Origin of the sequence: Niabella pedocola, assembly GCF_021044425.1 — a bacterium.
Taxonomy (GTDB): Bacteria; Bacteroidota; Bacteroidia; order Chitinophagales; family Chitinophagaceae; genus Niabella; species Niabella pedocola.
The window spans coordinates 668,417-682,100 of the sequence record NZ_JAJNEC010000004.1 but is presented as its reverse complement, the minus strand read 5'-3'; the positions used below and the strand labels follow the sequence as shown (position 1 = coordinate 682,100).

The 13,684-nt window shown below is 47.7% G+C and carries 11 protein-coding genes; 9 read left to right on the top strand and 2 right to left on the bottom strand.

Translation table 11 applies throughout. The features are described from left to right. The first annotated feature begins 19 nt into the window (after positions 1–19). From LQ567_RS06755 to LQ567_RS06730, 6 genes are all read left to right on the top strand, one after another. Positions 20–2,095, top strand: coding sequence for a RagB/SusD family nutrient uptake outer membrane protein (locus LQ567_RS06755; RefSeq protein ID WP_231003468.1), 2,076 nt, complete (start codon positions 20–22; stop codon positions 2,093–2,095). Positions 2,096–2,134: 39 nt separating this feature from the next. Further along, positions 2,135–3,439 carry a DUF4959 domain-containing protein gene (locus tag LQ567_RS06750; RefSeq protein WP_231003467.1) on the top strand — a complete coding sequence of 435 codons (1,305 nt, stop codon included), beginning with the start codon at positions 2,135–2,137 and terminating at the stop codon, positions 3,437–3,439. A 33-nt stretch (positions 3,440–3,472) separates the two neighbouring features. Continuing rightward, on the top strand, positions 3,473–4,876 hold the full coding sequence (locus tag LQ567_RS06745) for a DUF4998 domain-containing protein (protein ID WP_231003465.1): 1,404 nt from the start codon (positions 3,473–3,475) through the stop codon (positions 4,874–4,876). 73 nt (positions 4,877–4,949) lie between these two features. Continuing rightward, positions 4,950–6,878, top strand: coding sequence for a Vgb family protein (locus LQ567_RS06740; protein WP_231003463.1), 1,929 nt, complete (start codon positions 4,950–4,952; stop codon positions 6,876–6,878). Positions 6,879–7,065: 187 nt separating this feature from the next. Continuing rightward, the gene (locus tag LQ567_RS06735) at positions 7,066–8,415 is read left to right on the top strand and encodes a DegT/DnrJ/EryC1/StrS family aminotransferase (protein ID WP_231003461.1); all 1,350 of its coding nucleotides are present in this window, start codon (positions 7,066–7,068) and stop codon (positions 8,413–8,415) included. A gap of 27 nt (positions 8,416–8,442) precedes the next feature. Then, the gene (locus LQ567_RS06730) at positions 8,443–9,441 is read left to right on the top strand and encodes a glycoside hydrolase family 43 protein (RefSeq protein WP_231003458.1); all 999 of its coding nucleotides are present in this window, start codon (positions 8,443–8,445) and stop codon (positions 9,439–9,441) included. A 171-nt stretch (positions 9,442–9,612) separates the two neighbouring features. On the opposite strand, the gene LQ567_RS06725 is transcribed toward LQ567_RS06730, so the two are convergent. Further along, positions 9,613–10,317: an SGNH/GDSL hydrolase family protein gene (locus tag LQ567_RS06725; RefSeq protein WP_231003456.1), complete on the bottom strand. Its 705-nt coding sequence runs from the start codon at positions 10,315–10,317 to the stop codon at positions 9,613–9,615. A 290-nt stretch (positions 10,318–10,607) separates the two neighbouring features. Between LQ567_RS06725 and LQ567_RS06720 the strand changes: the two genes are divergently transcribed. The 3 genes from LQ567_RS06720 to LQ567_RS06710 all read left to right on the top strand — a co-directional run bounded on the left by LQ567_RS06720 (position 10,608) and on the right by LQ567_RS06710 (position 13,222). Then, on the top strand, positions 10,608–11,912 hold the full coding sequence (locus LQ567_RS06720; protein WP_231003455.1) for a PQQ-like beta-propeller repeat protein: 1,305 nt from the start codon (positions 10,608–10,610) through the stop codon (positions 11,910–11,912). Positions 11,913–11,981: 69 nt separating this feature from the next. Continuing rightward, the gene (locus LQ567_RS06715) at positions 11,982–13,073 is read left to right on the top strand and encodes an alpha/beta hydrolase (RefSeq protein WP_231003452.1); all 1,092 of its coding nucleotides are present in this window, start codon (positions 11,982–11,984) and stop codon (positions 13,071–13,073) included. Beyond that, on the top strand, positions 13,070–13,222 hold the full coding sequence (locus LQ567_RS06710) for a hypothetical protein (protein WP_231003451.1): 153 nt from the start codon (positions 13,070–13,072) through the stop codon (positions 13,220–13,222). The genes LQ567_RS06715 and LQ567_RS06710 overlap by 4 nt, the downstream gene beginning before the upstream one ends. On the opposite strand, the gene LQ567_RS06705 is transcribed toward LQ567_RS06710, so the two are convergent. Beyond that, positions 13,223–13,672: an SRPBCC family protein gene (locus LQ567_RS06705; protein ID WP_231003449.1), complete on the bottom strand. Its 450-nt coding sequence runs from the start codon at positions 13,670–13,672 to the stop codon at positions 13,223–13,225. Positions 13,673–13,684 lie beyond the last annotated feature (12 nt).

Genomic DNA, 13,684 nt, shown 5'->3' with positions numbered 1-13,684 from the left:
TAATTTAAAATCAACTAAAATGATATCAGTTATATATGAATTATTTTTGACGAATAGCGGTACTGCTAAGGTCGAAAAGGAACAATTGGGATTTCACGATTGTAAAAGCGTTTGTTTTTCTACCAAAAGATGGTCGGCCGTCCTGGTGTTATTTTTAACATTCCTGGGAACAGGGTGTGGCAAATTCCTGGACGTTGTACCCAATGATACACCTACATTGGAACATGCGTTTTCAAACCGGTCGGTGACGGAAAAATTTCTGCGGACCTGTTATTCCTGGTTGCCCGATCCTACGGATCCGCTCTATTACCCCGCTTATTTCACCAGCCGTGATGAATTTGACTACAAGGGAGAATCGAGGGCCGGGAATTCACTGGCCGGTCAGATTTCCCGTGGACTGCAAAATACCAATACACCCTACCAGGATTACTGGTCGGGCTACGCAGACAGCAGGAACAGTGCCGTTAAAAGCATGTATAAAGCCCTTCGGGATTGTAATATTTTCCTGGAAAATGCAAATAAGCCCCGGGACATTACTGAGGAAGAGCGCACCCGGTGGATATCAGAAGTGAAATTTTTAAAGGCCTACTATCATTTCTTCCTGTTGGAGTTATATGGTCCTATCGTGCTGGCCAAGGAAAATATTCCTGTTTCCGCCACACCGGAGGAAACCTGGGTATACCGGGAGCCGGTAGATGAATGTGTAGATTATATCGCCGGGCTGATTGATGAAGCCATGCCGGGGCTGCCGCCGGTGCTGCCGGATCCAACAACCGAGCAGGGAAGGATTTCACAGGTGATTGCCCTGGGAGTGAAAGCAAAGCTGCTGGCAACTGCTGCCAGCCCGCTTTTCAACGGAAACCCGGATTATGCCGGCTGGACAGATAAAAGAGGAAAGCAGCTGATTCCCGCAACCTATGATCCTGCCAAATGGCAAAGAGCAGCTACAGCTATTAAGGAAGCCATTGATGCCGCAGAAAATAATGGGTTTCGCTTATATGAGTTCAATAAGTTCTCGGGTGGTGCCAAAACCTTCGCGATGAACGATAGCATGGTACAACTCATGACGATCCGGAAATCGATTACAGAGAGCCTTGAACGGAATCCGGGAGTCATCTGGGCCACCCAGGAACAGTTTGCTGACGGAAAAGGAAACTCTGCAGGCCTGGGCTTAAATTCCCTTGGGAATATGTTGAAATTGCTTTACCCGCAAATGTATTCACAGGATCAATCGTACCAGGCGCAATACTACGCGGCCTCCTGGCATATGGCAGAACTGTTTTATTCCAATAACGGTGTACCGATCGAAGATGATAAATTCTTTGATTATGCCAACCGGTATAAACCACGCCGGGCCATTGCCAGCGATCATCATACTACCTATATACCCACCGGCGAAATTACGGCCTCTATGCACTTTTTCCGGGAACCGCGTTTTTATGCTGATCTCGGTTTTGACAGAGGCTACTTCGAGAATGAAACAACTACCGACAACGGCGGTGCTACATTTGCCGTTTACCTTCGGCAGCGATCGGGAGAAACAGGCCTCAATGGCTATGTGCCTAAAAAGATCATTGCATTTGAAAGTTCCAGCAGTAAAGGAGTTACCGGTAATCCTTATGCGCCCTATCCGTACCAGTTCCCATTGCTGCGTCTGGCCGACCTGTATCTGCTGTATAGCGAGGCGCTGAATGAGGTAAAAGGAGCACCGGATGCTGAAGTATACCAGTGGATCGATAAGGTAAGAGCCAACGCCGGTTTAAACGGTGTGGTTCAATCCTGGCAGGCTGCAGCATATAACCCTGCTGCACCAACTAACAAAAATGAAATGCGGAAGATTATCCAGAGAGAGCGCCTGATCGAACTGGCATTTGAAGGACAGCGCTTCTGGGACATCCGCCGCTGGAAGACGGCACTGCAGTACTGGAGTCTGCCGCCTACCTTGTGGACAACCACGGGAGCGACCCCGGATGCCTATTATGTGCCGTTTGTATACGGAGCGCCACGCACCGTTAGTTTCAGGGATTATTTGTATCCGATTTCGCAGGTCGATATTCGGGCCAATACCAATCTGGTTCAAACCTATGGATGGTAATAAGAAAATGTTTCATTAATGAATCATAATAAATTTCTAATGAAAAAATATAGTTTCATAATTGTAATGATGGTTTTCAGTCTTTTCCTTTCTTGCAGAAAAGAAAAAGAGAAAGCTCCAGGCCCCTGGAATGCGGGTACCGTCGCAGTGAAAAAGATCACGCCTATAAACGGAGGTGCTATCATTGAATACAGTGTGCCTGATGATGGAAACCTTTTATATGTAATGGCAGAATACGAGCGCAATGGGAAAATATTTGTTGAAAAATCCTCGGTGTATAAAAACTCGCTCACGATCGAAGGATTCAATTTGCCGGAAAAGGCAAAAGTAAAAGCAAAAATTTATAAGGTAAATAAGGAAGAACAGCGGTCGGAGCCATTGGAAATAGAGTTTGAACCGCTTGAAGGACTGGTATCGCTTGCAAAAGAATCATTGCAGCTACAGCCCGGATTTGGCGGCATTGTTGCCAATTGGAAAAACCTGGCGAGCACACAACTTGGAGTACGTATGATGGTGCCAGACGAGATCACAAAGATGCTGAATACAAAAGAAATGTATTTTACCACCGCTCCGGATGATAAGCGTGCTTTCAGGGGGTTTGAACCCAAACCTACCAACGTTGCAGTTACGTTTGAAGATAAATGGGGCAATATATCCGATACTGTCTTTTATTCAACAACGCCGTTTTTTGAAACAATAGTACCCAAGCCTTATGCCGATTACCGGGCTAATATCCCGTACGATAATACGTCAAACCTCTCCGGACGCACGACGAGCACTCTGTGGGATAATATCGTGAATACACAGAGCCATGGATGGCTGACTGCCAATGGCAGTAGTGGCCTGTCTATTACCATTGATCTGAAACAGGTAGTAAAGCTAAGCCGGATCGTCATTCATGGATATCATAAAGACGCCGTTTATGGCCAGGTGAATATCCAGCAGTTTGAAGCATGGGGGACGGATAAAATTGATTTTGCCAGATTAACGGACCGTCCCTATTGGCTGGATTCATTAAGCGTTCGTTGGGCAGCACTTAGTACAACGCCCTGGTTCGTTGATCCGACTACCGTGATCCCGGTAAAAACTTTTAAAGACGACTGGCAGTACCTGGGATGGCATGCCATTCCCCGTTACGACCTTATGGTACCGCCCGATAACCAGGCTGCACTCAATCTTGCAGCCAATGGAACAGAATACGAGATGCCGATCGATGCAAAGCCCGTTCGGTTTGTGCGGATATTTGTACGCCAGGTGTCGAACCTGATGCCCCCGCCATCGAATAATTATTTTTCAATGGGAGAAATTACTTTTTATGGAGATAATACGGTGCCGCAAAATTAAGGATGCGGAAAATGTAGCATAAAAACATTACGAATGAAAAAGATACATACATTATTCTACACAGCACTCAGCCTTACGTTTTTTTTGGTGTTGCTGCTGTCTTCATGTGATAAAATGAATGACATACAACGTGATTTTGCCGATAAGGAAGAAGCGGTTTACCTGGGGAAGGTAGATTCCGTAAAATCTTACCCCGGTTTCGGAAAGGTGAAGCTGGTCTGGTATATGAATGCCGATCCCAAAATATCAAAGACGATCATCTACTGGAACCTGCGCAAGGATTCGATTGTGAGAACATTTAACCGGACAGCCCTGGGCGGACAGCGGGACTCGGTTGTGCTGCAAAATCTGCCTGAAGGATCGATGTTGGTGGAGTTCCGGAATGTAAATGATAAAGGTGAAACCTCTTTGTTTTCTTCAGCAACCATAACAGTATGGGGAGCTAATTTCGCAGATGGCTTAAGAGCCCGCAGCGTAACTGCGTTTGATTATGACTATCTGCAAACAAGTTACAACCTCACCTTGTCAAAAACAACTCCGGGCGACAGCGTAGCTTATTCTCAGATCAGCTATACGACCAGCAACAATCAACCGCGGGTGATCAATACAGTGCGAAGTGTGAATGATACGGCAGTTGTGTTGACCGATTTTCCCGTTGGTGGGTCGTTTCAGTTCCGTACGGTGTTTTTCCCGCCACAGGGGATTGATACGGTTCGGAATGAGTACCAAACTTTTAAAGCGCCTGATGTAGTAACGGATCGGGGAACGAAGATCGCCTTGAAGGGAAATGCTACCAGCAGATACTTCCAAATGAATGACGACCTGGGCGAGTGGAATGCTGCCGGTGATTTGATCGTATATGCAGTAGGAGCTGGTGGAGAATTGACAGAAAAAATGCGCTATCCTGCGCTGGCCCCCAGGGCTACTTTCCGTGACCTTTTCTTTTATGAGGGCGACCGGTTTATTGGTGTTCAAACCAATAATAACCTGTACATGTATACGATTACAAACGGGGTTTTGACAAACATTCTCACTACAACTTTGGGAACCGGTTTTACCTTCCTGAAATATGTTCCGGGAAGAGGCTTCTTTTACTCAATTGCGGAAACAAGCGGGGAAGTAAAAGCGTGGTTTGCGCTGCCCAACGGAACCTGGCTTACACCACAATCGGCTGTGGTAGGAACCGGGTTCAACTATGTGCCGTATGCCCTGTTTAATTTCCAGAGCCTGATGGGCATTGATGCAACAGGATATTTGTGGACGGTTCCCGTATCTGCTACAGCTGCAATTGGCTCTAAAAGCCGGATGGGACTGGGCTGGAACCGGTTTACGAAAATTATCCCCGTAGGAACATCGTTGTATGGTATGCAGTCAAACGGGGATCTTTACGTGTATAATAATTTTGACGCAACCGGTAAATACTGGATCGTAAATTAAATAGCAAAAGCTAAGACAATTACTATAGGAAAATCGTCCGTTTATTTTTAACTATTAATATCCTGAAACCGGAATGGACATAAAAAAATATCTTCTGATTGCTACGGTCTTTCTGGCACCTGTTTTTTTAAGGGCGCAACCACAGCGGGAAAAAAAACTGCAGCCGGAGGCGAATACTTCGTTCATTGACCACGGTCCGGCCTCGCCTTACAGCACTACCCGCGGAACCGTTACTGCTATTGACGGGAATGGCCGGAACGTTGTGCTGTCCTGGCTCTTCGATGTACGGGGCGGGTACGCATTGTTGATGGTGGATGCAGCAACCGGTAAGAGCGAAGTTTTTCCCATGCCGTTTAATCCGGGAGGCGACTGTCCCTTTTCTTCGATCTTTTCCTCCAAAGGAAGATTCTACACCCTTTTTAATGGGAATTTTGCGGAGTTCGACCCCAGGAAAAGGGCATTTACATTCCATCATAAAACGGCTCCGCAAATGGCGATGGGAATGACGGAAGATGATAAGGGCCGGATATGGGCGGTAACCTATCCCAACAGCGGCATTATTTGTTATGATCCGGCAACGGGCACGTTTACGGATTATGGCTATGTACATAAAGAGAACTGGGCGCAATATCAGCGGTACCTGGCGGTGGATGACCAGGGTTGGGTGTATTTTGCACTGGGCAATACCAACAGCCAGCTGATTGCCTTTAACCCCGTGTCGAAGCAGGTGAACCAGCTCTTACAACCCTCCGAAAGAAAAAGAGGCACGGCCTATCTGTATCGCAACAAAAACGGGAAGGTATACGGGCAGGGCCTTGCTGATAAAGACGGCACCTGGTATGAGTTGTATAACGGTGCGGCAAAATCCATTGGTACCGGGCACCAGCCAGATGAAAAACCGATGATTACCGGTTCTCAGGCGTTGCGGCATATGTCGTTTCCGGATGGAACAAAAATTACTCAATTGGACCTGATTGAAAAGGTGATGACCACAGAAGACACCCGCAGCGGGAAAAAGAATACGGTGCATTTTGATTATCCCTCTGAAGGTTCATGGGTAATGGGAGTGGGCACATCGCCCGATCAACGATCGCTGATCGGTGGGGGCTCTTTTCCGATGCGGCAGTTCAATTACACCGTTTCCGAAGATAAATGGAGTACCCGGGCTGCATTGGGCCAGTACAATGCATTAACGACAAGTGGTCAGAACGTGTTCTTCGGATCTTATCCCAGCGGCGATTTGGTTATGTGGGATACCAAAAAACCGTTTAAAACCCAGAGCACCGATCCAAACGACGATAACCCACGCGTACTGCTGAAGTGCAGTCCCGTAATACACCGCCCGCATCGGGTGCTGGTACGTCCGGACGGGAAAACCGTTGTTTTAGGTGGAACCCCGCAATATGGGTATACAGGCGGAGGTTTGTTGTTTTACGATATTACAACCAACAAGCACGTGCTGCTGACAGATGAAGATGTTGAAAAGGATCAGTCCACCATGAGCCTCGCAAATATAGCCGGAGGTAAGGTATTGGGAGGTACTACGGTAACGCCCGGTACCGGCGGGGAGCAGAAGGCCCGTCTGGCACTCCTGTATATTATCGATCCCGTATCTAAGAAGGTAGAATGGAAAGAACCGGTTATTCCGGGAGTACGTTCTTACACAGATCTCACTACCCGGAAAGATGGAAAGGTTTATGGAATTGCCGACAGAAGGATATTCTTCCTGTTTGATCCGGCAACAAAGAAGGTCGTTTATCAGAAAGATATGTTTAAGGACTATGGATATGCAGTAGGGGAGCAGTCGCCCAGGGTATTCATAAACGGAAAGCAGGATGATCTTTATATCCTTTTTGAACACGCCATCACAAAAGTAGATCACCCGTCAGGAGAGATCCGGTTGGTAGCAAAAACGCCCCAGGCCATAAGAGCCGGCGGAAGCTTCCTTAAAGACAGACTCTATTTTATCTGCGGCTCTCATTTATTTAGTTACCGGTTGTAAATTTTAAAGCCGGTAATGAAGCAGTTTCGTAGGATGCATTTGTCGTCTGCAGGGGAGGAATACCGGATCCGGTCGCAGCGTTGTCCCACACGGTTCATATATTTGCGTATTGAGTTGTGTGCTTTGCCAGGGATCGCAGTTGTTGTTTAATTGTAATCATTTCAATAGAATCTATAAAATATCTATCATGAGTAGTGCTTTCAACCGCAGAAAATTTATCAGCAATGTGGCAATCGTTGGCACCGGGCTGGCCATCGGCGCTCCACATATTGTATCTGCCGGTACCAGTAACACCAAACCCGCGATACTGGGTGGTCCCAGAGCGCATAACGGTTCATTCCCTTCGTGGCCTGTGCAGGATGCCATTGAAGAAAAAGGATTAACAGAAGTATTGAGGAGCAAAAAATGGGGCCGGTTGGACGGAAGTCAGATGGCGAAATTTGAAACGGAATACAGTAAACTGTTTGGCGTAAAGCACAGTCTGGGTGTTTCCAGCGGTACCAGTGCCCTTACTACTATATTGGGTGCATTGGATATAGGCCCGGGCGATGAGGTAGTCATACCGGTATATACTTTTGTAGCTACGTACAATGTAGTGGTATTGAACTATGCCCTGCCGATATTAGTAGATACAGATATCGAATCCTTCCAGATGGACCCTGTTAAGGCAAAAGCGGCGCTTACTGCACAAACCAGGGTCATCATGCCGGTTCATATTGGCGGTTCACCCGTAGACATTGACGCGTTTGTGGCGATGGGAAAGCAACACAATATACCGGTAATTGAAGATGCCTGCCAGGCACATCTTGCAGAGTGGAAAGGGGTTAAGGTGGGTAACCACGGGCTGGCCGGCGCATTCAGCTTCCAGTCATCCAAGAATCTGAATTGTGCCGAGGGCGGAGCCGTTATCACCAATAACGATGATTTTATTACCAACTGTTACACCTTCCATAACCAGGGACAGGGAGGAAGATCTACTTCTTTTTCTACGGGTGTGGGTACCCGTGGTACCAACCTCCGGCTAACCGAATTCCAGGGAAGTTTGCTGTTGGCGCAAATGACCCGGGTAGCCGAACAAAGTAATCGCCGCTGGGAAAATGCACAATATCTTTCCCGGTTGTTAAAGGAAATACCAGGTATAACTCCCGCAAAATTATACCCGGGTACTACCAGGAGTGCCTATCATTTGTATATGTTCCGGTATGATAAAAATCACTTTGCAGGCTTGAGCCGCGAAAAATTCCTGCAGGCATTGAGTGCAGAAGGTGTACCCAATTCGGCAGGGTACGGGCAGATGAACAAAAGCAGCTACGTAACCGCATTGGCCACCAACAAACATTACCTGAAGATCTATGGCGAAAAGACGATGCAGCAATGGCTGGAGCGAAATCAATGTCCTCAGAACGACCTGTTAACCTCTCAGCAGTCGGCATGGTTATTTCAGAATATGCTGCTCGGAACGAAAAGTGATATGGAGCAGATTGCAGAGGCTATGCGTAAGATCCAGAAGTATGCTGCGGAGATCGCAAAAAAATAACGTTGTTCAATATTGATTGTTTAGCCGGTGCACGAGAGCAATATAACAAAAAGCGGATTTCAGTGGTTGGGCTGGGGGATGTTCCTTTTATCACTTTTATTCAATGGCTGGGCCTGCTCGGGGGCAGGCAAAGGCCGGGGTTCAGCTCCCGTTGCTGTGCAGCAGCCACCGGTGGCCACCAGCGCTATGCGACTGCGTGATCCTTTTATATTGCATGACCGGCATTCGGGAAACTATTATACCTATGTCAATAACCGGCCATCAATAAAAGCGTACCGCAGCAGTGATCTGGAGCATTGGGAGCCGATGGGGAATGTATTTACGGCCGATTCAAACTTCTGGGGGAAACAGGATTTTTGGGCGCCGGATTGTTACTACTATAAAGGAAAATATTACCTGTTTGTAACTTTTTCCGGGAGCGACCGGATGCGTGGTACATCGATATTGGTTGCTGACGCACCGGATGGACCGTTTCGCCCGCTGGCAAACGGGCCGGTTACACCCCGCAACTGGATGTGCCTGGATGCGGCGTTGTATATTGATAAGGATGCTACACCCTGGATCCTGTTCAGCAGGGAATGGCTGGAGGTTACCGATGGTGAAATTTATGCGCAGCGCATGAGCCGCAACTTAAGAAATACGGTGGGCGCACCGGTTTTATTGTTCAAAGCCAGCGCTGCCTCCTGGGTGAAAGCGATTTATTCGAAAGAACTAAATAAGAAAGGGATCATTACGGATGCGCCCTTTATACACCGGATGAACAACGGCAGGCTCGTAATGCTTTGGTCGAGCTTTGATAAGAACGGCAAATATGCGATGGGTGCAGCCTATGCATCATCCGGCAAAGTGACCGGCCCCTGGCTACAATCGGATGCTACCCTCAACAATGATGACGGCGGGCATGGCATGTTGTTTTATGATAAAGCCGGGCAGTTAAAAATTTCCTATCACGCACCCAATGCGGGTTTGGGACGTCTGGTCATCCGTAATGTAACAATCGAAAAAGAGCGCCTTGCCTTACAGTAATGCGAGACCAAAGAAGCACAGTGGGGGCATTATTTTGTAATAGTTATTGGAACAGGTCCGTTGAAGACGTCGGTTTTGAAAGGGTTGTATGATACGCCGTATGCATATATAAATGCAAATACGCGTGCGGTTCAGGCCCCACGCGTATAAAAAACAGATGGAGTTCTTTCTTTATGGATATTGCTGCCCGCTGATGATTTGCGCTAAAGCCGTTGCTATAAGCTGATGCCCGTTGTCATTAGGATGAATACTGTCTGTAAACAGTGCATCCAGTGGTTGCTGAAGGGCGTTGCTATAATTGTAAAACAGCAGCCAGGAGTCTACCAGGGGCAGGTGCTTTTTCCGTGCAATTTTCCGGATGGCATCTGCATATGCTTTTACGCGATCGTACCGGAACTGTTCAAACCTGCTGCCCAGCGGATTGGGCGTTAGCAGTATAACCTTTCCGCCTTGCTTTTCGATCTGACGTATAAAGTACCGGATGTTTTTTTTGAATTGCTTCAGCGGAATACGGGAAGGCGTACCAACTCCCTTGTCCTGGTAGGCATCATTAAGACCGAAGTTGATCGTTACCCAGTCGGGATGATGCTTTAAAACAGCCGTATCAAAACGGTCCATGGCATGAATGACTTTGGCAAAGCTGTTGTCTTTAATAGATCCGCTATGGCTGCTGGGTACGCCCGAATTAATGACCGTATTGGCAATGCCGAGGCTATCCAGTTGCTCATGCAGCCGCTGCGCGTATACCTTTTGTACGCCGGCTCTCCGCGCGGTGGTCGAATTTCCGAAAGTAACAATCGTTAAGGACCGGCGGTTTTGGCCGTTGCCCGGAATCGCTAAGAAAATCAGTAGTGTAAGCAGGAATAATTTCTTCATATGGAGTATTTTCGTGTACGTAAACGAAAGTAAGTTGAAAAAAGCAATTTAAAGCAGCTGACAGATGATTTTTGAAGATAAAATAGACAGCAGCGCAGGATGGGAATACCGCAGTTTTTATGAAGATAACGGTTGTGGTATCTGTCGATGAAGCAGCCGCCCGGACGTTTGCACCGGCTGAAAGATATTGCCGCCGTCGCTGGAGAAGGAAGGAGATAATTATAATAACCAGAATGTTTGATAACCATCGCTGATCCGAATCACGGAAAACACAGCGTAAAAAAAAGAGCATGATATCCGTAAGTACCCTGGAGCTTCCATCTGTGGAGCAAATAATAACCGCCGAAGCATTTGACTCCGGTTTTGCCGATGCACATGATACCTATAATGCCGTTACGGTTGCCGCAGACGGGAAGGTATATTATGTGCTTTCGTCTGAGAAATACAATGTAGCAGGACGCTTTTTTGTTTTTGATCCGGCTACAGCAACTACCCGGCTCATTGGCAATCTTTCTGCATTGTGCGGTGAGGACGAAACACAATGCATTGCCCAGGGAAAAAGCCATGTTTCCTTTTATGAATATGGCGGGAAAATCTTTTTTGCCACGCATGTAGGATACTATGAACTGATTGACGGAATGGACCGGTTGCCGCGTAATCCACCTCCGGGATATGAGTTGTACCGGGGTGGCCATCTTCTTGCTTATGACCCGCGCACCGGTGGTACAGAATCACTGGTATTGATGCAGGGTGGGGAAGGCGTTGTTACGATGGTTATGGATACCACCCGCGGTCATATTTTTTGTATCAGCTGGCCTACCGGTAACTTCATTTTTTATGACGTAAAAACCGGCCGGCTAAGAAATAAAGGAAGGCTGAGCGGGGAAGGGGAAGGCGGAACTCCGGGAAAAGACTTCCGTTCTTTATGCCGTTCATTGGTAGTGGACCCCGGCAATGGCAAGGTATATGCATCCACGGCCGACGGCGCGGTTTGGTGTTATGATCCGCTGGCGGACCGGTTGTTTGTACTGGAGCATATGGATTTAAAAAGAGACTATTTCGGAACCTATAATATTACACAGCCCGGTAGTATGGCTTATAACTGGAGAAAGGTACTCTGGTATCCGCAATCGGCATTGGTATATGGGGTGCATGGAAATTCGGGATACCTGTTTGCATTTGATCCGGTAACCCAGGACCTGGCGCTCGGCCCAAGATTAACATCCGGACCATCAAAACGCAGCGGGATGTACGACCAGTTTAGTTATGGCTACCTCGGGTTTACATTAGGGCCGGACAATGAAACCATTTATTACCTTACGGGCGGTCCGATTTATGAAAAAGGGAAACTGGTGAAAGGGGTTCGCTCCATTGCCAAAGGAGCGGCACGGGGACCCGAAAACCTGCACCTCGTTACCTATCATATTCCAACGGAATATTACCAGGACCATGGTCCGGTGTTCTATGCCGACGGCGGCAGGCCCGCTTATGTAAACGCCATTGCTGTAAGTGCCGACGGATATATTTATACCATTGCCCGTGTTACCAGGAACGGTAAAACGGTTTCGGACCTGATCCGGTTCCGGATACCATAGGGTAGCCTTATAAAAAAGATAATGAGAAGATGAAGGTAAAGGGTAATCGAAATTTTAAAATAAAACGAAATGCGATCGACGATTTACGGCCGGCTTATTTGCGGATTGGGGATCCTGTTATTGGCATATGCCTGTGCGGCAGGTAAAAAAAGCAGTAAACACGAGGCGCTGATGGTATATCAGGGCAAGCCGGTAACAACGCCAGGACAATGGGATAAAAAGCGAACGGCGGTACTGGCGCATATGCAGGAGGCTATGGGCCCATTACCCCGTTTGAAAGGACATCCGCCATTTGATGCCCATAAGTTAGACAGCGTTGTTGAAGATACGTATATCCGGTACACGATTATTTTTACCGTGGCAAAAGGGGAGCAGCTGCCGGCATTGTTATATGTACCAAAGGTACATGCCAATGGCGAACGGATACCGGCTGTTATAGCCCTTCATGGAACGGATAAGTTGGGGAAATTATCCGTGGCGGGACAAAGTGCATTGGCTAACAGGGATTATGCAAAGAAACTGGCAGCGCGGGGCTATGTAGTACTGGCCCCGGACTACCCGGATTTTGGGGGGCTGGAAAATTATGATTTCGACGGAGACCGTTACCAGTCGGGTACTATGAAAGGGATCTTTGATCATATCCGGTGTGTGGATTATTTACAGTCGCTTTCCTTTGTGGACCCTGATAAAATTGCGGTGATCGGACATTCGCTGGGTGGACACAATGCCATATTCCTGGGCGCTTTTGATCAACGGGTAAAGATCGTGATTACCAGCAGCGGGTGGACCTTATTCCCGTATTACGATCTCGGACCGGCTATGGAAAAGCAATATGGCGGAAAGCTGGGACCCTGGGCTCAAAAGCGGTATATGCCTTTGTTAAGGCAAAAGTACCAGTTAAAGCCGGAGCTGATCCCTTTTGATTTTGATGAAATCATCGCCTGCATTGCGCCACGGATCTTCTTTACGAATTCCCCGCTGCGGGATGCCAATTTTAGTATCGAAGGTGTGAGAGCGGGATTAATAAATATCCGCAAGGTATATCAACTTTATAATGCGCCCGGTGCCTTGTATGATTTTTTCCCCGATGCCGGTCATGATTTTCCGCAGGATATTACAACGGCGGCGTTTCATGTGCTGGACAGCGCCTTTAAACGATGAGAAACGCGCCCAGCGGGTTGAACACGAAAGAAGGGCGTGCTGTTACCCGCGCCATAAATGAGGAATGGTACCTGGTGTGTTTCCCGGGGGAAAAAATGAAAAGCGGCTACCTGCTATTCCGGCAACCGCTTTTGATCCCGCTTAAATAATCAGGCCGTTTTTTCAAGGTAGGCACCGATACTTTTTTCGATCAGCGCCGTCCAGCCCTGGTTGAAGCTGTCTGCCAGGAAATCCGGTCCGTTTTGAGCGAAGGACTGAAGCCCTTCGTGGGTAAGCCGGAGCCTGGTTTTAGCACCCTCGGGAGTCAGTTCAAACGTAACGAGCGATGTTCCGGGGAGCCCCTTGTACGTCCATGTGTATTGCAGCTTTTTCCCGGGAATTACCTCGGTAACGCGGCAAAGATGTACATAGGTTTCGCCCTTGGCCCCCGTTCCTGAAAAGCTGAATTCAAATCCGACCTCGGGTCTGAAGTCGGTAAGCGTAAAATACCATTCTTTCATCTGGTCCTTGTCGGTAAGCGCCTGCCATACGCGATTGCTGGCGGCGTCCAGTAATACTTCTTTTGTAACGGTTGTTGTGCTGGATTGCGCTGAGTCCATAGTGTATATTTT